At 37.9% G+C, this 24064-nt stretch carries 18 protein-coding genes, 3 tRNA genes and 1 pseudogene; 5 read left to right on the top strand and 17 right to left on the bottom strand.

Annotated features, from left to right (window positions below; translation table 11 throughout):
- The 3 genes and pseudogenes from ACFIKE_RS02995 to ACFIKE_RS02985 all read right to left on the bottom strand — a co-directional run.
- Nucleotides 1–76 (bottom strand): annotated as a pseudogene (locus tag ACFIKE_RS02995) (elongation factor Tu); the annotation flags it as partial.
- Between the two features lie 180 nt (nucleotides 77–256).
- A tRNA-Gly gene (locus ACFIKE_RS02990) sits at nucleotides 257–330 on the bottom strand.
- 31 nt (nucleotides 331–361) lie between these two features.
- A tRNA-Tyr gene (locus ACFIKE_RS02985) sits at nucleotides 362–445 on the bottom strand.
- A gap of 205 nt (nucleotides 446–650) precedes the next feature.
- Here ACFIKE_RS02985 and ACFIKE_RS02980 point away from each other — a divergent pair.
- Entirely contained in the window at nucleotides 651–1481 is an 831-nt protein-coding gene (locus tag ACFIKE_RS02980; RefSeq protein WP_375625965.1) for a TrmH family RNA methyltransferase, read from the top strand.
- Nucleotides 1482–1484: 3 nt separating this feature from the next.
- On the opposite strand, the gene ACFIKE_RS02975 is transcribed toward ACFIKE_RS02980, so the two are convergent.
- From ACFIKE_RS02975 to ACFIKE_RS02950, 6 genes are all read right to left on the bottom strand, one after another.
- Complete coding sequence (locus ACFIKE_RS02975) at nucleotides 1485–2210, bottom strand: rhomboid family intramembrane serine protease (protein ID WP_375648361.1); 726 nt, start codon at nucleotides 2208–2210, stop codon at nucleotides 1485–1487.
- Between the two features lie 879 nt (nucleotides 2211–3089).
- On the bottom strand, nucleotides 3090–3515 hold the full coding sequence (locus ACFIKE_RS02970) for a DUF2155 domain-containing protein (protein ID WP_375625183.1): 426 nt from the start codon (nucleotides 3513–3515) through the stop codon (nucleotides 3090–3092).
- Nucleotides 3516–3604: 89 nt separating this feature from the next.
- Nucleotides 3605–4003, bottom strand: coding sequence for an NADH:ubiquinone oxidoreductase subunit NDUFA12 (locus ACFIKE_RS02965; protein ID WP_375648360.1), 399 nt, complete (start codon nucleotides 4001–4003; stop codon nucleotides 3605–3607).
- Nucleotides 4004–4184: 181 nt separating this feature from the next.
- Entirely contained in the window at nucleotides 4185–5684 is a 1500-nt protein-coding gene (gene gatB / locus ACFIKE_RS02960; protein ID WP_375624963.1) for an Asp-tRNA(Asn)/Glu-tRNA(Gln) amidotransferase subunit GatB, read from the bottom strand.
- 128 nt (nucleotides 5685–5812) lie between these two features.
- Nucleotides 5813–7240 (bottom strand): trigger factor, encoded by a 1428-nt coding sequence (gene tig, locus ACFIKE_RS02955; RefSeq protein WP_375648359.1) that lies wholly within the window; start codon nucleotides 7238–7240, stop codon nucleotides 5813–5815.
- 135 nt (nucleotides 7241–7375) lie between these two features.
- Nucleotides 7376–7458 (bottom strand) — tRNA-Leu (locus ACFIKE_RS02950).
- A gap of 134 nt (nucleotides 7459–7592) precedes the next feature.
- On the opposite strand from ACFIKE_RS02950, the gene trmFO reads away from it, so the two are divergent.
- Entirely contained in the window at nucleotides 7593–9005 is a 1413-nt protein-coding gene (gene trmFO / locus ACFIKE_RS02945; protein WP_375648358.1) for a methylenetetrahydrofolate--tRNA-(uracil(54)-C(5))-methyltransferase (FADH(2)-oxidizing) TrmFO, read from the top strand.
- 1022 nt (nucleotides 9006–10027) lie between these two features.
- Here the strand turns inward: trmFO and ACFIKE_RS02940 are convergent.
- The 8 genes from ACFIKE_RS02940 to ACFIKE_RS02905 all read right to left on the bottom strand — a co-directional run bounded on the left by ACFIKE_RS02940 (nucleotide 10028) and on the right by ACFIKE_RS02905 (nucleotide 21213).
- Nucleotides 10028–10306, bottom strand: a complete 279-nt coding sequence (locus ACFIKE_RS02940) for an HU family DNA-binding protein (protein ID WP_012231443.1) — start codon at nucleotides 10304–10306, stop codon at nucleotides 10028–10030.
- 231 nt (nucleotides 10307–10537) lie between these two features.
- The gene (gene lon / locus ACFIKE_RS02935; RefSeq protein ID WP_375625956.1) at nucleotides 10538–12964 is read right to left on the bottom strand and encodes an endopeptidase La; all 2427 of its coding nucleotides are present in this window, start codon (nucleotides 12962–12964) and stop codon (nucleotides 10538–10540) included.
- 183 nt (nucleotides 12965–13147) lie between these two features.
- Nucleotides 13148–14422, bottom strand: a complete 1275-nt coding sequence (gene clpX / locus ACFIKE_RS02930) for an ATP-dependent Clp protease ATP-binding subunit ClpX (protein ID WP_273723371.1) — start codon at nucleotides 14420–14422, stop codon at nucleotides 13148–13150.
- Between the two features lie 183 nt (nucleotides 14423–14605).
- Nucleotides 14606–15238 carry an ATP-dependent Clp endopeptidase proteolytic subunit ClpP gene (gene clpP / locus ACFIKE_RS02925; protein WP_012755012.1) on the bottom strand — a complete coding sequence of 211 codons (633 nt, stop codon included), beginning with the start codon at nucleotides 15236–15238 and terminating at the stop codon, nucleotides 14606–14608.
- Between the two features lie 146 nt (nucleotides 15239–15384).
- The gene (locus ACFIKE_RS02920; protein WP_375625953.1) at nucleotides 15385–16194 is read right to left on the bottom strand and encodes a hypothetical protein; all 810 of its coding nucleotides are present in this window, start codon (nucleotides 16192–16194) and stop codon (nucleotides 15385–15387) included.
- A gap of 10 nt (nucleotides 16195–16204) precedes the next feature.
- Entirely contained in the window at nucleotides 16205–17581 is a 1377-nt protein-coding gene (gene trkA, locus ACFIKE_RS02915) for a Trk system potassium transporter TrkA (protein WP_012755010.1), read from the bottom strand.
- A 4-nt stretch (nucleotides 17582–17585) separates the two neighbouring features.
- The gene (locus ACFIKE_RS02910; RefSeq protein ID WP_012755009.1) at nucleotides 17586–18944 is read right to left on the bottom strand and encodes a sigma-54 dependent transcriptional regulator; all 1359 of its coding nucleotides are present in this window, start codon (nucleotides 18942–18944) and stop codon (nucleotides 17586–17588) included.
- A gap of 1 nt (nucleotide 18945) precedes the next feature.
- Complete coding sequence (locus ACFIKE_RS02905; RefSeq protein ID WP_375625950.1) at nucleotides 18946–21213, bottom strand: ATP-binding protein; 2268 nt, start codon at nucleotides 21211–21213, stop codon at nucleotides 18946–18948.
- 173 nt (nucleotides 21214–21386) lie between these two features.
- On the opposite strand from ACFIKE_RS02905, the gene rirA reads away from it, so the two are divergent.
- The 3 genes from rirA to ACFIKE_RS02890 are packed head-to-tail and all read left to right on the top strand — an operon-like array spanning nucleotide 21387 to nucleotide 23530.
- A complete protein-coding gene (rirA, locus tag ACFIKE_RS02900) occupies nucleotides 21387–21830 on the top strand; it encodes an iron-responsive transcriptional regulator RirA (RefSeq protein WP_273788340.1) in 444 nt (147 codons plus the stop codon).
- Between the two features lie 24 nt (nucleotides 21831–21854).
- Nucleotides 21855–23045 carry a bifunctional 2-C-methyl-D-erythritol 4-phosphate cytidylyltransferase/2-C-methyl-D-erythritol 2,4-cyclodiphosphate synthase gene (locus ACFIKE_RS02895; RefSeq protein WP_375625974.1) on the top strand — a complete coding sequence of 397 codons (1191 nt, stop codon included), beginning with the start codon at nucleotides 21855–21857 and terminating at the stop codon, nucleotides 23043–23045.
- Nucleotides 23042–23530 (top strand): CinA family protein, encoded by a 489-nt coding sequence (locus ACFIKE_RS02890; protein ID WP_375624974.1) that lies wholly within the window; start codon nucleotides 23042–23044, stop codon nucleotides 23528–23530. Before ACFIKE_RS02895 ends, ACFIKE_RS02890 begins: the two co-directional genes overlap by 4 nt.
- Nucleotides 23531–24064 lie beyond the last annotated feature (534 nt).

Below are 24064 nucleotides of genomic sequence, written 5' to 3'. Positions count from 1 at the left end.
TCTTCCCATGATCAACGTGACCAATCGTACCAATATTAACATGCGGTTTTGTTCGTTCAAACTTGCTCTTCGCCATCGCTATTAATCTCTTGTTTTATTCCCTATCTTTGTTAGCATCTAGGGACAGTCCTGCAAAACTCAGTCTGACCAGACTGTAACCAGCCCAATCACCACAACTCTTAGACGTAAAACCCCACCCAATCTATAAATGGAATATCCTCCATCATACCTATTTGCCCAATCACCAACAACCATTTGGAGCGGGTAGCGGGAATCGAACCCGCATATTCAGCTTGGAAGGCTGCTGCTCTACCATTGAGCTATACCCGCATGACCCACATACTAACTCTCCTTCGATGAATGGTGGAGGGGGTTGGATTCGAACCAACGTAGCATACGCAACGGATTTACAGTCCGCCCCCTTTAACCACTCGGGCACCCCTCCATTACACCGGTAAAGTCGCGCAATGAGACATTACGACAACCATCTTGAATACCCATTCAATTCAATCTGATTGCGAAGTGGTTATGACGATTACTATTGTATCTGTCAACAGAATAAATACAATTCTGTACAAATTTCCTGCTCATAACTTTAAATCATAAATTTTTTCTCTCTATTTTTCTTATTAACACGCTATAAAGAAGCTATGAAAGAAAAAACATCACAAAATTCTCATTATGCTCGTTTACGTCGCCGATATCGCGATACAAAAAGCTCTTCTTCTCGATCTTTTACACACCTAAAGAAGAAAGCTGCTTCTTTACACCAAGGGATAATCCATCTTTATGGCATTCATTCTGTTCAGGCAGCTTTAGAAAACCCAAAAAGAATTTTAAAATGTCTTTACGTTACACAAAATGCCTTAAAACGATTAAATATATCCGAATCAGATTATCCTTGCTCTGTTACATTATGCACCCCCAAATATCTTGATTCGCTTGTTGGAAGTGAGGCTGTTCATCAAGGTATTGTTTTGGAAACTCTCCCCCTCAAACCATGCAAACTGTCGGAACTAACCAATACTGATCTGGTCATTGTCATGGATCAAATTACTGATCCGCATAATGTTGGCGCTATTATGCGCTCTGCAGTCGCATTGAAAGCTAAAGCGCTTATTACAACTTGCCGTCACTCTCCCCACGAAAACGGTGTTCTTGCAAAAGCGGCATCTGGAGCTCTGGAAATGATTCATTATATTACCGTACGAAACCTCGCTGAAGCTCTTCAAGAACTTCATCAAACAGGTTTTACAAGCTTTGGTCTTGATTCAGAAGGGCACAAACCTCTAGAAACAGCATTAACAGGGAATAAAATTGCTCTTGTTTTAGGAGCAGAAGGTAAAGGTTTACGTAAAAAAACACGTGAAACCGTTTGCGCTTTAACACGCCTTGATATGCCTGGAAATATTAAATCATTAAATGTTTCAAATGCAGCAACAATAGCGCTTTATGTGGCACATAAATATCTTAGATTCTAGTTTTTATTTTTTTTGTGAAACATCAAAAAAACCAACCAACAAAAAACCCGCAAGAAACCCGCCAATATGAGCTTCCCATGCTATTGAGATGCCATTTTCTTCAAACAAAATAGAAGAAATACCTATGATAAAATCAGCCATCAGCCATACACCCATATAAACGAGCACCCCCTTAGAACACAGAGCTTTTTTAATGGACAATAAAGGTCCCAAAAGTTTTTCGTTCTGCGCATTGACAGCTAGATTACCACTAGGAAAACCGTAACGTGCAGTAGCACCCATCATTCCAGATACGGCACCTGACGCCCCAATAAGTGATATGGTACTTTCTTGATGAAATGTAAAATAAGTCAAAACAGAAATAACTGCCGTTAACACCCAAAAAATTAAAAAACGTAAAACACCAAAATGCCTTGCTAAAGGAGAGCCAAAAACCAAAAGCCAAACCATATTAAGAGCAACATGTTTAAAACTACTATGCATAAATGAATAACTCACCATGGTATAACAGAGTGCTACAGGATCCCTCTTAAACAATGCTGGTATAAATGAAAAAAACTCAAGACTTTCAGTATAAACCTGATGAGAGAAAAAATACTGAGAAATGCAATAAAGACAAAAACAAAATGCTATCAAAACAACTATAATAAATGGAACATTCAACAAGGGTTCTTTAGGTTGTTTCGGCAATCGGGAAACATCATTATGTTGGTGACTAAAAACTTTCATTGTATAAAATCTCGTATTTTTCAGAAAATGGGTTATTCTTTATACAAAATAAATATACCACTCCCAGTGATACAGAATCTTTTCAACGCCTCTTCGGAGCCCCTTTTTCAATAGCTCTACATGAAAACACGTGTATTTTATACAAAAGATTTTAAAAAGCATGGATACCAAGAATATGATTTACAAACTTAGTGGTATCCTGCTTACTTAAATGTGAAGTTATCATACAATACACAAGAACTTACGAATAGATAAACTCACTTATGAGGTGGTGTATAATCAAAATATATAAACATTGTTTTCTTACTAGAAATATATTGATCATTGCATTTTTTAACTAAGCTATACTTCGATTGATAAACTTTAAATAATCTTAAATCTCAATTTTTCCATTAATATAGCTTGCATTGCTTCTACTCTTTGAATGAAAAACGACATCTCTATGAGAAAAAACTACCAACACAGCTTTCTCTAGATATACTCATTGGTGTTTCATGATGAATTACTCTCTTGATAGCCTTTTTCCCTCATAAATGCAAAAGCGTCAGTCCATCTCTTTAACAAATATAAACAAGCCTTTCATTTCAACCTCTAACAGATATAATTCAAGAACTGTCTCCTATGAAACACTGAAAAAATACGTTGGTTCTAATGATGCATCTTTGAATTTAAACAGTTCATGAAGGAAATTTTTATTCCTTATCTTAGAGAATCTTATCTGCACATCCGCCACTTGTAATGCGCAAGAGAATAATTTGGATTAATTCAATATAGAAAAATTTTAAATGAGAAAATCATAGGAATTTGAACCTCCTATTAAGTTGTAAAATGATAAATGACCATTATAAATCAATGTATTATAAATAGATAACACACTCATCATTGAAGAGGAAGATCTTGAGAATTCTGCTTGCAATCCTTTAACCACACATCATAAATAGGATGCTCAACAGCATTCAAACCAGGACTATCTGCAAACATCCATCCTGTAAAAATACGCCGTATTTTTTTATCTAATGTCACTTCATTGACTTCAACAAAACCAGTTGTACGCGTTGGTTCATCTTTAGAGCTCGTATAACACGCACGTGGTGTTACCTGTAATGCACCGTACTGATAAATTTTACCAAGAGTAACTTCAAAACGTGTGGTCCGCCCCGTGATTTTGTCAAGACCTGCAAAAACAGCAATTCCATTGCTAATACGTTCAGCACGCACCCCATTATTTAAGGATAAAAACACTAAAATTCCCATTAAAAAAATATATATAAAATGCCTCACCCCTAACAATAAAAAAAATCTCATCATATCAAAATTAATCGCACCTTAAAAAATAATTCTTTTCATAACATAGATTCAAATAAGACAAAAATATACGAGCGCATTAAAACATTTTATTTTTTAGGTGACCACGCATCATAATCTTCATGCACACAAGAACACTCTCCACTGGAGGTGATAGCCCCCTTTGGTCGATAGCTCTCACTTGTTCCTGTCATATTTGCAACATGGGGCTTTTCCCATTCATAAGGATGATAATCCTCCTGTGTTGGTGGAGAATCACAGCGATGATGAATCCAGCCGTGCCAACCTGGTGGAATAGTAGAGGCCTCAGAATAGTCTTTATAGATAACCCAACGGTGCGGATAACCATCCTTATGAAGTCCCCCTTCATAATATATATTTCCAAATTGATCTTCCCCTATCCGCTTACCTTTGCGCCATGTGAAAAAACGCATACCAATGGTATTGCCATTCCACCATGTGAAGATTTGCTTAAAAAAACGAGCCATCTGCTATTCCATTCATTTAGTGCGCTCATGAAATTAATCGTTGGAATAAAACTGTTAACGATTGAAATTACCGAAAAAGTTACTAGGAAATTCAGCTACAATTTCAATTGATAGGATAACGTGCTATCCCTTAATTTCAAGAAGATATCATATGTATGGCTTCTTCTCCACCCCATAAAATTTAATCTATGCCAAGTTTCATCTTAACCAATTCATTAACAACTTGAGGATTTGCCTTACCACCTGTTGCTTTCATTACCTGTCCAACAAACCAACCAGCTAGAGCGGGTTTCTGTTTTGCTTGCGCAACTTTATCAGAATTATTAGCAATGATTTCATCAACGGCTCTCTCAATTGCCTTTGTATCCGTCACCTGCTTCATATTTCGCTCTTCTACAATTTGGCGTGCATCTCCCCCCTCATTCCAAATAATCTCAAAAAGATCTTTGGCAATTTTTCCAGAAATAACTCCTTCTTTTATGAGATCAATAATGCTTCCCAATTGATTTGGCGATACTGGTGACTCTTCAATCTCACGATTATCTTTATTTAAAGCCCCTAAAAGGTCATTAATCACCCAATTGGCAACCATTTTTCCATCACGCCCACGCGCTACTTCTTCAAAATAATCAGCAATAGCCTTTTCCGTCACAAGAATGGAAGCATCATACACTGTCAATCCCATTTCCTTAACAAAACGTGCTTTTATAGCGTCAGGTAATTCTGGTAAGTCTTCTGCCAAAGCATCCACAAATGCCTGATCAAATTCTAATGGTAAAAGATCAGGATCAGGAAAATAACGATAGTCATGTGCTTCTTCTTTTGAACGCATAGAGCGCGTTTCACCTTTAGCCGCATCAAAAAGCCGAGTCTCTTGATCTATGACTCCTCCCTCTTCTAAAATTGCGATCTGACGACGCGCTTCATACTCAATTGCTTGACCAATAAAGCGAATAGAATTAACGTTTTTAATTTCACAGCGCGTTCCAAAATTTTCACCAGGACGACGAACAGATACATTGACATCTGCACGCATAGAACCTTCATCCATATTGCCATCGCAAGTGCCCAAATAACGAACAATCGTACGCAATTTTGTCATATAGGCTTTGGCTTCATCTGATGAACGCATATCAGGTTTGGAAACAATTTCCATAAGAGCAACACCAGAACGATTAAGATCTACAAAAGACATCGTTGGATGTTGATCGTGCATCGATTTTCCAGCATCCTGTTCAAGATGCAACCTCTCAATTCCCACTTCAATATCTTCAAATTGGCCATTCGAATCTGGACCAACAGATATGATAATCTTTCCCTCTCCCACAATGGGATAGCGAAATTGAGAAATTTGATACCCCTGCGGTAAATCTGGATAAAAATAATTTTTGCGATCAAAAACAGATTTTAAATTAATATGCGCCTTTAATCCTAACCCCGTTCGAACCGCTTGACGGACACATTCTTGATTAAGAACAGGCAACATACCTGGCATGGCTGCATCAATGAGTGATACATGATTGTTCGGCTCTGCACCAAATTTGGTTGATGCTCCTGAAAAAAGTTTCGAATTTGATATGATTTGCGCATGAACTTCCATGCCAATGATGACTTCCCAATCACCTGTAACTCCAGAAATAAAACGCTTAGAATCAGGAGTACGCGTATCAATGATGCTCATTGCCAATCCACTACCAATATTTTAAAATACACTCATGGCTTATCTAAAACCATTCTCTCAGTGCAATCATAGGATATAAATCTTACAAAAAGCCCGATTCTATCGGGCTTTTTCTGTTTGCATAAATATTAAGCTTTTTTAGGAGCCTTTTTCTTAACTGATGTTTTCTCTGTAGAGGTTTCTTTCACTGCAGATTTTTTCTTTGCCGGCTTTTCTTCAGGGACATCTGATTCGTCATATTCTTTCATCAACTCTTCAACCGTCACTTCTTTATCTGTGACTTTTATCTGTGCTAATAAATGATCAATGACCTTTTCTTCAAAAATTGGAGCACGTAGATTTTCAACAGCTTCCGGAGTCCTGCGGAAAAAATCCATAATCTCTTTCTCTTGTCCAGGATACTGACGAACCTGATCAAAAACGGCTGCTTTTAGCTCATCCTCACTAACTTTAACACCAACCTTCATTCCAATTTCAGAAAGCACCAAACCAAGACGAACACGACGCTGCGCAAGGACACGATATTCCTCCCGTGCCTTTTCTTCTGTAATACCTTCATCTTCAAAATTGCGCCCAGCCTTTTTCAAATCATCATTAACCTGAGCCCATATATTGTTAAACTCAATCTCTAAAAGTTCTTCAGGAATCTCAAATTTATAATCAGCATCTAAAGCATCAAGAATTTGACGCTTAACTTTTTGACGTGTCACTGAACCATATTGGCTTTCAATCTGCCCACGAACGACCTCACGTAAGCGATCTAGAGACTCTAAACCAACTTTTTGCGCTGCTTCATCATCAATTTTTAATTCATCTGGTTTAAAGACAGCTTTGACAGTAATGTCAAACTCTGCTTCCCGTCCCGCCAAATGTGCCGCACTGTAATTATCTGGAAATTTAACAAAAATCGTTTTTGCATCCCCAGCTTTCACACCAACCAATTGCTCTTCAAAACCAGGAATAAATTGTTTTGACCCAAGAATCAGTTGTGCATCACTATCTGCCCCACCTTCAAATGGAACGCCTTCAAGCTTACCTTGATAATCTATGGTAATACGATCACCTTCTTCAGAATCCCCCTCTTTTAGGGAATAATTACGCGTAGAAGAGAGGACGCGTTTGACTTGATCATCAATATCCTGTTCAGGAACAGTTGCAATTTCACGGATAACCGTAATGTGTTCAAAATCTTTAATTTCAATTTTTGGTAAAACTTCATACTTTAAACTAAAAGTAAAATCGGCGTTGCCATCTAGAATTTTTTCATCTTCATCTATATCAATTTTTGGCTGCATCGCTGCACGTTCATTGCGTTCTGCTAAAATAGAACGTGGTGCATCACTCAGTATCTCATTGAGAATCTCCGCCATAAAGGATTTACCATACATTTTTCGCAAATGCCCACTAGGCACTTTACCGGGACGAAAACCATTAAGCTTGATTTTTCCCTTGGTATTATCCAATCGTTCATTCAACTTTTCTTCTAAAACTTTCGCTGGAACCACGATCTTAATTTCGCGCTTCAGTCCTTCATTAAGCGTCTCGGTAACCTGCATTAAACACCTTCATTTTTCTAAGGAGAGGGATAAACCCACTCTAATAATCATTACATTCTAACACTTCGAGTGTTACATTTACCATGAAGCGGAATTTCAGACACGTAGAAATCCGTAGCACTTAAGGGATTGCTTTGGTGCGGATGGAGGGACTCGAACCCCCACGGTCTCCCGCCAGAACCTAAATCTGGTGCGTCTACCAATTTCGCCACATCCGCTCAAACTTACAAGCTAATAACCTTATATAAGCGGCGTTTCTATACCATTAATTACAGAAAAAAAGCAAACAAATATATTAAAAAAAACAAAATCTATGCTTTTCATACATAACTGCTTACGCTAAAAGTCAATTATGTTAAAGACATTTGATATCCCAATTCATATCATCGGTGGCGGTCTTGCGGGGTGTGAAGCAAGTTGGCAAATCGCTCAGTCAGGAATTCCTGTTGTTTTGCATGAAATGCGACCCGAAAAAAAATCAGATGCCCATAAAACCGATAAATTGGCAGAACTGGTTTGTTCAAATTCATTTCGTTGCGATGATTCATTAACAAATGCCGTAGGGCTTTTACATGCTGAAATGCGATTAGCGAAATCGTTAATTATGAAAGCTGCTGATGCCAACAAAGTTCCCGCAGGTAGTGCCCTTGCTGTTGACCGTGATGGATTTTCAAAAACTGTCACGACAGCACTCGAAAATCACCCTCTTATAACAATCCAACGTGAAGAAGTTCAAGAAATTCCTAAAGCTTGGAAACATGTTGTCATTGCAACGGGTCCCCTTACATCGCCTGCACTTGCTCAAGAATTACAAGCAATAACCGGTATAAAAGCTCTTTCTTTTTTTGATGCGATTGCACCTATTGTCCATACCGATAGTATTGATATCAACATTTGTTGGTATCAGTCTCGCTATGATAAAATTGGTCCTGAGGGAACAGGAAAAGATTATCTTAATTGTCCCCTCAACAAAGAACAATATAAAACATTCGTTGAAGCATTAAAAAATGCTGAAAAAACAGAGTTTCGTGACTTTGAAAAAACGCCCTATTTTGATGGATGCCTCCCCATTGAAATTATGGCTGAGCGCGGACTTGAAACGTTAAGACACGGTCCTATGAAACCTATGGGCTTAACCAATGCCCATAACCCTACAGTTAAACCTTATGCTGTCGTTCAATTACGCCAAGATAATAAACTTGGAACGCTTTACAATATGGTCGGCTTTCAAACAAAACTGAAATATGGTGAACAAATTCGCATTTTTAGAATGATTCCCGGTCTTGAAAAAGCAGAGTTTGCGCGCCTTGGGGGTCTTCACCGCAATACCTACCTCAACTCGCCAATTATTCTTGATCAAACCCTTCGTTTAAAACAAAAAAAACAACTACGCTTTGCAGGGCAAATTACCGGATGTGAAGGTTATGTAGAATCAGCGGCAATAGGGCTTCTTGCTGGACGTTTTGCTGCTGCCGAATATCATCATATTTCCCCTTGCCTACCCCCACAAACTACAGCATTCGGAGCCCTTTTGAATCATATTACGGGGGGACACATCATAGATGAAAAAGCAGAAACACAGTCCTTTCAGCCAATGAATATCAATTTCGGACTCTTTCCCCCTATTGCTTCTATTAAACATTCAGGAAAACGCCTAGCAAGTAAAGAAAAAAAATTAGTAAAAAAACAAGCCATAACAGCGAGAGCTCTCAATGATTGTACTCAGTGGTTAGCAGATAAAGAATCAAAGAGTTTCTGTTTATAAAAAACACACGATTCGCTTCTCATCTACTGATATGACTCTCGTGAAAAAATCATTCTAAAGCCTTTTAATGGCTGTCTCTCCCAATCAATAAATACTACCTACGTTTCATCATTTATTCAATTATGTAGGTGCTTGTAAAATAACTTTTGGCTATAAAAAACCTTTACCGCTACCAACAATTTATATGATTTAATAAATAAAAATAAAATAATCATATCAATATATTATGAATAATGAAAAATTAAATAGATGGAAAATACACAAGCAATACTGTACTATCTCTATTGATACTTTTTATATTATGTAATGTAATTAGTTTATAGAAGAAAAACGCTCGCTTGCATATCACAAGTGAAATAAAGATATGGAAAAAATATTTGTAGGATAGAGCTTGATCTGTCTCTTCCCTCTTAAATGCCAAGAAAAAACATAATATTGAAAGTGAAATCTGATTATCATAAGATTCTTTCATTTCAGATTCTCTTATAATAAATCGATAAAAATTATACTCTTGGTGCGTCACAAGCAAGCTTGGCGTATAAGTAAAAGAATAAAATTACCCCTTATGCACTCGTCTCAGATATTGAGGGCTAGTCGCAACATTATAGGAACTGAGAAAAATAGTACAGTGGCACCAATATGCGCTTTTATTAAGCGTAAATGGTGGTATATAATAACTTTTATACACTTCACAGAGTTTTTTGCCTCATACTATTTACGGGTCTTATTTTTGAAATAAACACCGTAACACTTCAGCGTAATAAAAGTTAACATTACATATTTTATAACCCATACCAGTACTTCACTAATACAGTGCAATATTTTATTGAAATGTCTAAAAACAATATATTTTAAGCTGACAGTACTTTATACAACACTTAAAATCATTTTCAAAAATACCAGCAATAAATGAAAATAAAAAATACCGCAAAGATCTCAAAATATTATATAAAAAACACGCATAATACATGTGTAAAAAAAACCCGCTTATAAATAAATCGGGTTTTTTAATGTCGCTTAAATTATTTTTTATTAACTGCTTCTTTAAGGCTTTTTCCTGCAGAAAATTTGGGTACAGAACGTGCTGGAATATCGATTTCAGCACCAGTTGAAGGATTACGCCCCTTTGTTGCAGCACGATGAGAAACTTCAAAAGAGCCAAAACCAGGAAGACGAACATCTCCTCCTGAAGCCAAAGCTTCTGTTACAGAAGCCATAAAAGCATCAACAACAGCACCAGCTTGCGCTTTCGAAACACCTGCCTTTTCAGCAACAGAGCTAACCAATTCACTTTTATTCATAAAATATTTCCTTTCCCTATATTACCTGACAACATGACTTAATCATGTTATTGGTCAGTTTATTGAAAAGTACAGCAAACAGAAGTCTTATTTTTATCCAAAACATTGTTTTTTTAGCAATAATCACAGTTATTCACGGAATTTTTTACTTTTTCCAACAAAAAACAGAATAATAACCTCAACAACGCCTTCTGCCACCTAAAAAATGTCGTTATAAATGAGATAAGTGAATCAGTGTGCAATCTGTATTCCTTCACTATCACTGCTCTCTGACCGGATTGGGACAGCCACCGTAGAGGGTTCTTTCCATTCAATAGTGTCTGGAAAACGAACCAAAGCGTGTTTCAAAACTTCACTCACATGATTTACCGGAATAATTTCCATATTATTTTTGACATCGTCAGGAATATCAACCAAATCTTTTGCGTTTTCTTCAGGAATAAGTACTTTTTTTATCCCTCCTCGAAGAGCTGCTAGGAGTTTTTCTTTTAATCCACCAATTGGTAAAACGCGTCCACGTAAAGTAATTTCACCAGTCATTGCAATATCTTTATGCACAGCTACTCCTGTAAGAACCGAAACAATTGCTGTCACCATTGCAATCCCAGCAGATGGGCCATCTTTTGGCGTCGCACCCTCTGGAACATGAACATGGATATCGCGTTTTTCAAAAAGTGGAGGTTCAATACCAAAATCAACAGCACGAGAACGTACATAAGATGCTGCCGCTGAAATGGACTCTTTCATAATATCACGTAAATTTCCAGTTACAGTCATCTTACCTTTGCCGGGCATCATAACTCCTTCAATGGTCAATAACTCTCCACCAACTTCTGTCCACGCAAGGCCTGTCACAACACCAATTTGATTTTCTCCTTCAATCTGATTGTAATGATAACGTTTAACACCCAAGAAATCATGAATATTATTTTCTGTAACTTTTACAGATTTTTGATGCGTTTTGAGAATTTTAGTAACGGATTTGCGGGAAATTTTCATGAGTTCACGCTCAAGGTTACGAACGCCTGCCTCACGTGTATAAAACTGAATAATTGACCTTAGTGCTCCATCAGAAATACTGAGTTCTTTTTTAGACAAACAGTGATCTTTTAGTGCCTTTGGTAAAAGATGCTGTTTAACAATTTCCATTTTCTCACATTCAGTATAACCAGCAATACGAATAATTTCCATACGGTCCATTAACGGACCTGGAATATTAAGCGTATTGGCAGTTGTGATAAACATGACATCAGAAAGATCATATTCAACTTCCAAATAGTGATCAATGAATGTACTGTTTTGTTCAGGATCAAGAACTTCTAATAAAGCGGATGAAGGATCTCCACGAAAATCTTGTCCCATTTTATCAATTTCATCAAGCAAGAAAAGCGGATTAGATTTTTTTGCTTTTTTCATAGACTGGATAATTTTTCCAGGCATCGAACCAATATATGTTCGGCGATGTCCGCGAATTTCTGCTTCATCCCGCACGCCTCCCAATGAGATACGAACATACTCACGCCCCGTCGCCTTTGCAATAGAGCGCGCTAATGATGTTTTCCCTACACCAGGAGGACCTAACAAACAAATAATAGGACCTTTTATCTTTGATGCGCGACTTTGTACAGCCAAATATTCAATAATTCGCTCCTTAACTTTTTCAAGACCGAAATGTTCATTATTCATGACCTTTTCAGCAAAATCTAAATTGTTTTTAATCTTAGATTTTTTACCCCAAGGCATTGCTAATAACCAATCAAGATAGTTACGGACAACTGTCGCTTCTGCAGACATAGGAGACATATTCCGTAATTTTCTCAATTCTGCCCCAGCTTTTTCCTGTGCTTCCTTGGATAGTTTTGTATTCTTGATGCGTTCTTCTAATTCAGAGAGTTCATCTCGGCTATCATCACCTGCGCCTAACTCTTTTTGAATAGCCTTCATCTGCTCATTGAGATAATATTCTCGTTGGTTTTTTTCCATTTGCCGTTTAACATGTGAACGAATACGTTTTTCAACTTGCAAAACAGAAATTTCTCCTTCCATGAAGGACAGAACTCGTTCAAGACGGGTCCGTACAGGTAAGAGCTCTAGTATTTCCTGTTTTTCTGCAAGTTTAATCATCAAATGAGAAGCAATCGTATCGGCAAGCTTAGAAGGATTATCAATCTGACCAATCGCATTAACAACTTCAGGAGAGATTTTTTTATTAAGCTTTACATAGTTTTCAAAATAAGCAATCACTGACCTTGAAAGAGCTTCAATCTCAACATCACTCTCTCTAGATTCTTCTGTAACAGTCGCATATGCCTGATGATAACCTTCACTTAAAGCAAATTGACTAATTTTTGCACGTGCAGTTCCTTCAACCAAAACCTTTACAGTACCATCAGGAAGCTTTAAAAGTTGAAGAATATTAGCAAATGTACCAATATGATAAATATCCTCTGATTTTGGATCGTCATCAGAAGCATTTTTTTGTGTCACCAAGAGTATTTGCTTGTCAACCGCCATCGTTTCTTCAAGAGCACGAATTGATTTTTCGCGCCCCACAAAAAGTGGAACAATCATATGGGGGAAGACAACAATATCACGAAGAGGTAAAACAGCATAAACCCCATCTCTTACTTCATCTGTCTTTTCATCAATATATTGCATAACTCTCCTTTCTGGAGCCTATGAGCTATCTACAACAACCAGCTCACCTTTAGAAAACCTCAGCTCTTCACAGTACATGAAGTGGTAATTACTCATACATAAATCAAGCATTATAATGATATTATTAGAAATACCTATCAAATACCGTTCATTATCACCTTTTATATTGTGCATCGCACAATATCATGCTGATACATTTTCTTTATCTTCTGCACGTTCTGAGTAAATATAAAGAGGACGCGCTTTCCCATCAACGACATCACTCGAAATAACCACTTTTTGAACGCCTTCAAGAGCCGGTAGCTCAAACATCGTCTCAAGAAGGATCTTCTCCATAATAGAACGTAAACCACGAGCACCGGTTTTACGTTCAATTGCTTTCTTCGCAATAACACGTAAAGCATCTTCATGAAATGCTAACTCGACATTCTCCATTTCAAAAAGACGCTGATATTGCTTTACTAACGCATTTTTAGGTTGTGATAAAATTTGCATGAGGGCGTTAACATCTAAATCCTCTAAGGTAGCGACTATAGGAAGGCGCCCAATAAATTCTGGTATTAGACCAAATTTTATAAGATCTTCAGGCTCTAAATCACGAAAAATTTCACCGACACAACGCTCATCAGGAGCCTTAACGGTCGCAGAAAAACCAATAGAAGTTTTTTCACCACGCCCTGAAATAATCCGTTCTAAACCTGCAAAAGCTCCCCCACAAATGAATAAGATGTTTGTGGTATCAACCTGAAGAAACTCTTGTTGCGGATGCTTACGTCCACCTTGAGGAGGAACAGAAGCAATCGTTCCTTCCATAATTTTTAATAACGCTTGCTGAACCCCTTCCCCCGAAACATCTCTTGTAATAGAAGGATTGTCAGCCTTACGAGAAATCTTATCAACCTCATCAATATAAACAATACCACGCTGCGCACGTTCAACATTATAATCTGCTGCTTGAAGAAGCTTCAAAATAATATTTTCAACATCTTCACCCACATAACCCGCTTCAGTCAAGGTGGTCGCATCCGCCATCGTAAAAGGCACATCAATAATACGTGCTAATGTTTGTGCAAGATAAGTTTTACCACAGCCCGTTGGACCAACAAGAAGAATATTTGATTTAGCCAACTCAATATCATTGCTTTTAGACTGATGCGCCAACCGTTTATAATGATTATGAACAGCAACAGAAAGAACACGCTTTGCATGCTGCTGACCAATAACATAATCATCAAGAACTGTTATAATTTCCTGTGGCGTAGGAACACCATCACGCACCTTAACCCCAGAAGACTTATTTTCTTCCCGAATAATATCCATGCAAAGCTCTACACATTCATCACAGATAAATACAGTAGGCCCCGCAATGAGCTTACGCACCTCATGCTGACTCTTGCCGCAGAACGAGCAATAGAGAGTATTTTTTGATTCGTTCCCGCTATTGCTAATTTTGCTCATTTTTCTTTCCTTTCACCACGATATATGAATACTTTGCCTTTTCAAAGGAAGCTTTTCATCATGAAAACTAAAAGACATATAGAAAACCATGCATGTCTCAATCTTTTTAGGTGTTTGTCTTATTTTGCGATATTTTTTATAAAACTCTGTGATTTAAAGTAGCTGTTTTTTCTATAAAAACTCTTAATCTTTTTCTTCTTTTTCAGTTTCTGCACGATATTGTATAACATCATCAACTAAGCCAAACGCTTTGGCTTCTTCTGCTGTCATAAAATGATCGCGATCGAGAGTTCTCTCAATAATCTCATAATCTTGACCTGTATGTTGAACATAAATTTCATTTAAACGCCGTTTCATCTTTATAATGTCTTGCGCATGTCGCTCAATATCTGAAGCTTGACCTTGAAAACCACCAGATGGTTGATGCACCATAATACGTGCGTTTGGCAATGTAAAACGATGACCTTTTGCTCCAGCTGTTAACAATAAAGACCCCATAGATGCCGCCTGCCCCATGCAAAGCGTAGAAACAGGAGGGCGAATAAACTGCATAGTATCATAAATAGCCATACCAGATGTTACGACACCACCTGGAGAATTAATATAAAGACTAATTTCTTTTTTAGGATTTTCCGCTTCCAAGAAAAGCAATTGTGCACAAACAAGCATTGCCATACCATCTTCGACAGGACCATTAATAAAAATAATCCGCTCCTTTAAAAGACGGGAAAAAATATCATAGGCCCGTTCACCACGATTGGTTTGTTCAATAACCATAGGAACAAGGCTTAATGCTGTTTTCATTGGATCACTCATATTTTTACTTTCCGTTCATATAACAACCGCTCTTTACACATTCAATGTTTTTATCCATATGTTAACATTACTCTCTTGCGCAAGCTACAATCAAGAGCTATTTAAGGTAGATTAAAATCTCAATAGTTAAAATAGCAATAATAACTCTATCTAAACAAATGATGAACATCAGGGATGCGAGATACCGCCCAATGGTAAAAACTTCCTTCCTGAGGTCTTTTCGTGGTCTTTGTCTTTCTGTGAATATGAAAGCCTATCAAGCGTGAATCTGTAAGCGGCTTTATGCCAAAAGCTGGTTCAAAAATACGTTCAGTTTTTCGCCCAGTCCAATAATAAAAAGTTTCCTTTTCCTTTGCTTCATGAAAAAAACCATATCGTTTTGCTAATCGTGAAATACCATCATTGCCAAATATCGTAACACCAAGACTTCCCGGTAAAATCGGCATTTTTTTTCTCTTTAACCAGAATGGTCTCCAAATACGACGCTTAAATCCAAGCCAATGAGGAATAATTTCTGTGCCTGCCCAATAATCTTCAAATATTTTTATAATAGGGTTATTGGGCGGAAAATAAAGTGCAGAAACGCCTACTCTTGTATTATTTTCTCTTGCCAACCAAACCTTATCCGCATCTGGATGAAATTGTTTAACAAGGTAAACATCTGTATCTAACCAAACACCTTGTTGATATTTCATCAGCATAACACGAAAAAAATCCGAAAACTGAACAATTGTACACCCTGGTTTATTATCAGAAAAATCGGGGTCAAGGCGATAAATTGCTGAGCGTGGTAAAATTGATTCGGCTTCATGCAACTCAACACCGGCAGGAAGATTATCTATTTTTTTATCATAACTAAAAAGCTTAACGCGCTGTCCAGTTTTAACCATTGAGGACAAACAAAGCCTATCCACCAATCTTAATTGTCCACTATACCAAAAAGTACAAATATCCATAGATAATATATCAAAAATATTCTAAACTTACGCGAAAGAGTTGTTCAACATCACGAACCCTATCAGCAAGAGCAAAAATCACTATTCTATCACCAGACAAAATGCGCGTATCTGCCGAAAGTTGTATTATTGTCTTATTGCGATAAATTGCACCAATTCTCAAACCATCTGATAAATTGAGCTCTGATAATGACTTACCAACCAATGAAGATGTTTGCATCACTTCAGCTTCAATAATTTCTGCTCGGCCATTAAAAACTGAATGAACAGAACGAATACGTCCACGGCGCATTTGTTGCAAAATTCTCGATATTGTAACGCTATGGGGATTAAGATATGCATCCACACCAACAGCACGACTAAATTCTTGATAGGCAACATTATTAATCAATACCATATTGGCTTTGCAGCCCAATCTTTTAGCAATAATAGCGCTTAAGAGATTAACCTGATCTTGATTGGTCAATGTAATCATTAAATCGGACTGATCAATTCCCGCATCTTGAAGAATCACTGGATCTAACACGTTACCGTATAAAACTGTTGTTTTTTCAAGCTGATCAGCAATCGTGAGAGCTCTTTCTCTATGCGATTCTATAATCTTCAATTTTAATTTATGGAAACGCTTTTCAATAGCCTGTGCAACATAAAGGCCAATGTGACCGCCTCCTGCAATAATCATGCGGTGGGCATCTTGTTCTTTATGACCAAAAAGCCCAACAGCACGGCGCATTTGATCACGAGCAACAACAAGATAGGTTATATCACCAACGCGTAATTGCGTTTCTGAATGTGCAACCAATAATTCCGCGCCACGTTTAATAGCGGTAACCGTCGTATGAAGATCTGGAAAAAGCTCTGTTAATTGACGCAAAGGTGTATTAATAACTGGACAATCTTCCATGCATTCCAAGGCTAGCGCAACAACATCATCATTACAAAAATAAAGAACATCTATTGCACCAGGTAAAGCAATACGGCGCAAAACCATTTCCCCAACTTCAACTTCTGGCGAAATAACCACATCAATGGGAATATTCTCTCTGGAAAAAAGCGTCTTATAACGTGGTTCTAAATAAGATTGTGAACGAATACGAGCAATTTTTGTGGGCACATTAAATAATGAATGTGCTACTTGACAAGCTACCATATTGACTTCATCAAACAAAGTGACAGCAATCAACATATCAGCTTTGTCTGCATCTGCAGCCAAAAGAACTTCAGGACGTGAACCGTGACCAACAAAACCTCTCACATCCAATGTATCGCGAATCTTTTCAATTAATCTCGTTTCAATATCAATAACAGTAACATCGTGATTTTCAGCAGCAAGACGCTCTGCTATCCCATACCCAACCTGTCCTGCTCCGCAAATAATAACACGCATCGCTTTAAGAAACTCCAAGCGCTTTAAGTTTACGGTGCAAAGCTGAACGCTCCATGCCTATAAATTCAGCAGTACGTGATATATTTCCACCCAAACGCCCAATCTGTGCCACTAAATATCTCTTTTCAAACAATTCTCGTGCTTCACGTAACGGCAAATCCATTATACTTTCATCTGAATCCATTTGAAGACGTGGCAAAGAATCACTTACTTCACTGGGAAGAAAGTCCGCTGTTATAGGACCATCACCATCCCGCACAAGAATAAGAAGACGCTCAATATTATTGCGTAATTGCCGCACATTACCCGGCCAAGCATGCGTTTGCAAAATAGCAATCACATCATCACTGATTGCACGCGGTTTAATCCCAACCTGCTGTGATATTGTTTTTACAAAATGATGTACAAGTTCTGGAATGTCTTCACGACGCGCTGAAAGGGGCGGAACAGCAATAGGAACAACCGAAAGACGGTGGAAAAGATCTTCTCTAAAGCGCCCATCAGAAATGAGGTTTTCAAGATTTTGCGCTGTCGAAGAAATAATACGCACATCCACTTTAACACGTTTTGTGCCGCCAACTCTTTCAAATGTCTGCCCCGTTAACACCCGAAGAATCTTACCTTGAGTCTCACGTGGCATGTCAGCAATTTCATCAAGATATAATATACCGCCATGAGCTTCCTCTAAGGCACCGATCTTGCGCTCTCTTCCTTCCATTTCACTGCCAAACAGCTCTATTTCCATTCTTTCCGGAGTAATCGTTGCAGCATTTATTGTAACAAATGGCCCATTCGAACGCGTTGAGAGCGCATGAATAGTTCGTGCAACAGTTTCTTTTCCTGCCCCTGAAGGACCTGTTATCATGACGCGACTATTGGTTGGTGCTACTTTTTCTATGATTTGACGCAAATTTTTTACAACTGTCGATTTTCCGAGCAACTCTAATGTCTCGTTCGAACGCTTTCGCAATTCTAAAAGCTCACGTTTTAAATTTGAGTTTTCAAGTGTTCTCTCTGCAACCAATACAAGTCTATCAGCTTTAAAAGGTTTTTCAATGAAATCATATGCCCCTCGCTTTATAGCGGAAACAGCCGTCTCAATATTACCATGACCAGAGATCATAACGACCGGAAGAGCCGGATATTGCGTTTTAATTTCATCAAGCAATGCTAAACCATCAAGACGACTACCCTGTAGCCAAATATCCAAAAAAATGAGCTTTGGAATACGCTCACTAATTTGAGCCAATGCTTCATCAGAGTTACAAGCAACACGCGTTTCATAACCTTCATCATCTAAAATACCAGCAACAAGCTCACGAATATCTGCTTCATCATCAACAATCAAGATATCTGATACCATACTATTCCCCTATCTTATGATTTATGGCTTGTATAATACTACCCTGCTTACCCCCATCCGCCGGAAATATCAAACGGATCATCGCACCACGACCTTCATAAAAACTCTCCGGTGCATCATGAAGCTCCATGGAACCACCGTGATCTTCAATAACTTTGCGCACAATGGCTAACCCGAGCCCTGTTCCTTTTTCCCGCGTTGTTATATAGGGCTCTAATAACTTTTGTCTTTGCTCTTTAGGAAGTCCTTTCCCATTATCAACAACATCCACAACCACCCATTCCTCTTGACGATAAGAACGGACAAGAATATGACCGTGAATATTTTCCTCTCGCACAACTGAATCTATGGATTCGCTCGCGTTTTTGATAACATTGCAAAAAGCTTGTACAATGAGACGGTTATCAAATGCACCCATAAGTGGTAGACTTCCTAAATCTTGCTCAAAATGAATATCATGTCGTGTCACTTCTATCAAGAAACATGCTTCGCGCAACAATTCTCGTATATCTAAAATATGCATTTGTGGTTTGGGCATACGTGCAAAAGAGGAAAACTCATCAACCATACGCCCAATATCTCCAACCTGTCGAATAATTGTCTCAATACACCGCTCAAAGACCTCTCTATCTTGTGTAATAACTTTGTTATAACGTTTACGAATGCGTTCGGCGGATAACTGAATGGGTGTGAGGGGATTTTTTATTTCGTGTGCAATACGCCGTGCAATATCCGCCCACGCCGCTGTACGTTGCGCTGCAACAAGGTCTGTAATATCATCAATTGTTAGAACCCAAGATTGCCCCTGTCCATCATCCTCTTCCATCGTAACTTGGACATTACAGACACGCTCTTTTCCTGCAACGTTTAAAGTAACCTGCTCACGATGATTTTTACGATCCAATGAACGTGCAAACTGAAAAACCTGCCAAATTTCAGCACTTAAAGATAAAAGACTTTGTCCAACAACGTGTTCAGAGCGAATATCAAACATCGCTTCAATAGACCGATTAATAATTGTAATATCACCATTATCATCTATACCTGCTACTCCTGCTGTTACACCCGATAACACTGCTTCAGAAAAACGCCTTCTCTCATCAATTTGATCACGCACTGCAATCAACTCATTGCGCCGACTTTTCAATTCACTAACCATGTAATTAAAAGTTTTGGATAATTGCCCAATATCCCCATCTTTTGCTCGTACTGGCACAAAAATTTCCATATTTCCAGTAGCAACATCATCAGCTGCACTAATGAGAAGACGAATAGGACGTACTAAGCGATCAGCGACAGCAATAGCGGCCCAAATAGCTGATAGGAATAAACTAAAAAAAAGACATAAATAAAGCATACCAAATGCAATTTGCGTCAGCAGGCGATTTTCATTTAAATCACGATAACGATCTGTATTGACTTCTGTCAAACGCAAAGCAGATAAAACACCTTTATCAACGTCACGCACCAAATATAGAAATGTGTTTGGAATGTTGGTAAATTTTAAAATAATACCAAAATAATCATGCACGCCTGGTTGAAAAGAAAAAGGCCTCGCACTGGTTGCACGTTCAATAAGATTGGAAGGAGGAATTGGCAGTTTATCTTCATCACCAAGAGCACTCGATATAAAAATAGCTCCGCTAGAACTTAACAAAAATGCGCCACGCAAATTGCGTCCTATAGCATGGCGCGTCAATTGCATCCTATATTCAGCTGGATTACGTTCTAAGAGTTTTTTGTTATCAAGTGCAAATGCCATCGCGTAGGATAAATTTTTTAAATTTTGAAGCATTTCATCTGCATAAGCATTTGCTAAATCAATAGAAGAGCCCACAATTTGCCGCGTTGTTGTATCAAACCATCGATCAAGTCCCAAATTTAGTGCTGGACCCGATACAAGAGCTACAGCAACAGCTGGCATTGTTGCAACAAGTGCAAACAATGAAATAAGGCGCACATGAAGACGCGACCCTGCACGCCTTGAACGCCAAGCACGAATGATCGGAATCATCTCATAAAAAACGATGACAATAAGCCCTAAAACCCAAAAACTATTAATCCCTATAAGAATAAGAGTTACTGTTCTACTGGGAACAACAGGGGTTAATCCAATAAGAATAATAAATGAAACAGAGGCCGTAAGTAAAGCCAATACAATAATTGTAATCCCTAAAAAAATATATACCTTACTTAAACGATACAACTCATCGTTATAAGTATTTTTATCTATGTCTTGAAGATTCGTCACAGATGTTATATTCGTCATGAGCTTACATACCCTTATCCCATTATTCTCATATAACCTTTTGTAGCAAAAATTGACAATACTAATACTACATTTAAAATAGAGCAAATATAGTCAACGAGAAAGAACTTCTACATTTTGCAAAATATCTTTAAAATAAACTGTGTTCGACGATACTTTACGAAGGAAATGAGATGCGATTAACAAAACAAACAAATTATGCTCTTCGAATGCTCATGTATTGTGCAGATAATCAGGGAACTCTCAGTCGTGTTCCAGAAATTGCTAAAGCATATGCCGTTTCAGAACTTTTTTTATTTAAAATCCTTCAGCTGCTTGTTCAAGCAGGTTTTATACAAACAGTGCGTGGACGCAATGGTGGAGTTAGATTGGCGAAACCCGCAGCAGAGATTTCAGTCGCTGATGTTGTGAAAGTAACAGAAGATAACTTTTCCCTAGCAGAATGTTTCGATACTGCAGAACCAACTTGCCCCTTGATCGATTTTTGTGGTTTAAATACCGCACTTCAAAAAGCATTAAATGCTTTTTTTGAGGTGTTATCCGTGATATCCCTTGCTGATCTACAACAACCATCCTTTCAAAATCATTTTAAAATTAATGACAAAAAGGCAAACTAAGATTATAATACAAGGAGATTAGGTATTTCTATTGCAGCAATAATATTAGCCGCTGGACGTGGTGAAAGAGCAGGATCTCCCCATGAAATTCCAAAACAATATCGGCTTCTAGGACAAAAGCCGATTATTTATCATACCGTGCATTGTTTTTTGCAGCATCCAGCTATCACAACAATTATCCTTGTTATTCATCCAGAAGATCGTCAAATCTGTGAACAAGCTATTGGTGATTTTAAAGAGCGCCTTATTATCGTTGAAGGAGGCAATACACGTCAAATCTCTACCTTAAATGGACTTCAGGCACTCAAAAAATTCAATCTCCAATATGTGCATATTCATGATGGTGCACGCCCCTTTATCGAAAACAAGCTTCTTGATAACATTCACAATACAATCACCCCTCAAGAAGGTGTTCTTCCTGTTCTTCCCATCTCTGATACCCTTAAACGTGTAAATAATCAGCATGTTTTAGAAACAATTCCCCGTACCCATCTTTATAGTGCACAAACTCCACAGTGTTTTCCCTTTGAACATATCTTAGCGGCCCATAAGCAAGCAAAACAAGCTTGCAAAAAAGAATTCACTGACGATTCTGCGATTGCCGAATGGTTTGGAATTCCTATGCGTATCGTTCCTGGGGATCCTAACAACATAAAAATTACATGGCATGAAGATTTTAATACCGCACATTTATATCTCCAAAAGAAAATGCAAATGTTTCCTGATATCCGCACCGGCAATGGTTATGATGTTCACTCTTTCGAGGAAGGTGACTTTCTTATTTTATGTGGTATAAAAATCCCTTTTCATAAAAAATTAAATGGACACTCCGATGCAGATGTTGCTCTTCACGCGCTAACAGATGCCCTGCTCGCTACGCGAGGTGCTGGAGATATTGGCACACATTTCCCTCCCTCTGATCCCCAATGGAAAAATGCATCATCAGAAATTTTTCTCCGTCATGCTCTTGATATTCTAAAACAAGCAGGTGGTCGTATCGCCAATGTTGATATCACAATTATCGCTGAAAATCCTAAAATTGGTCCCTATCGTCATGCCATGACAGAAAATCTTATGACAATACTTTCAATGACACCTGATCGAATCTCTATCAAAGCAACAACAAATGAAAGGCTTGGATTTATTGGTCGTGGTGAAGGAATTGCTGCTCTTGCAACAGCGAGCGTTCTTTATTCAGGAGAACTTCCCCAATGACATATCTTTGTGAAAAACAAGCACATGAAGTCCTTAATATCTTTCGCCAAAAAGGTTTGCTGTTAACAACTGTAGAGTCTTGTACAGGAGGACTCATTGCTGCAAGCCTCACAAATATTGCAGGCTCGTCAGATGTTCTCGATTGTGGATTTGTTGTTTATTCAAATGAATCTAAAACACGCCTTGTTGGCGTTTGTGCTGAACTTATAAAAACCTATGGCGCCGTTTCAAAAGAAGTTGCTCTTGCAATGGCTGAGGGTGGATTAAAACATTCACAAGCTGACATTGCAGTCTCTGTAACAGGAATTGCTGGTCCAGGAGGAGAAAGTCTTGATAAACCTGTAGGACTTGTGCATTGCGCAGTTGCTTACAAAAATCATAAAACTCTGCACAAAGAAATGCACTTTGGTCATCTTAACCGCAATGCTATCCGCCATGCAACTGTTGAAAATGTTTTTAAAATGATTCTGGAATTGCTTCACTGAATTCCCCATACTAATTTCAAAGCTCTCTATTCCACATTGAGTCTATAATCGTCAACATCTTGAAAAAATGATTTATTGCACCACAACTTTCAGTTGAATTAATCAAATTTATTCACTTGCACGCCACAAGAAAAAAACTGTATAAATAAAATGATTAAAGAAAAGGATACTTGTACCTCTCTCAAATGCTAAGAGCTCGCGCAACATCTCGAGAGATGGCAAATAAATGGTGCAGGCTGACTTCTTCATAAGTGTAAAGATGTTGATTTATATACTTTTACGAGTATCTATACTATTTATTATGAAATGGGTATGACGCAAGCATGTCCTATTTGGGCGTTTTGTTTGGATATGCCTCTATTAAAAAAGAGAAACAAAAGCGTGAAGCTGTGCATCATCTTCATCATTTAAAATGATATTCCTTTAATATGCTTTTCAAAGCTGAAAAAGATGAATTAAAACAAATAGTAAAGATGGAAACCAGTTTTCACCTTCACGCCGTTATAAGCAATACGTATTGTTAAAAAATAACAG

The organism is Bartonella sp. MU70NMGDW, from assembly GCF_042194085.1.
GTDB classification, from domain to species: Bacteria; Pseudomonadota; Alphaproteobacteria; order Rhizobiales; family Rhizobiaceae; genus Bartonella; species Bartonella grahamii.
Note: the sequence above shows the minus strand (reverse complement) of the source record. Positions and strands in the feature narration are given on the sequence as shown.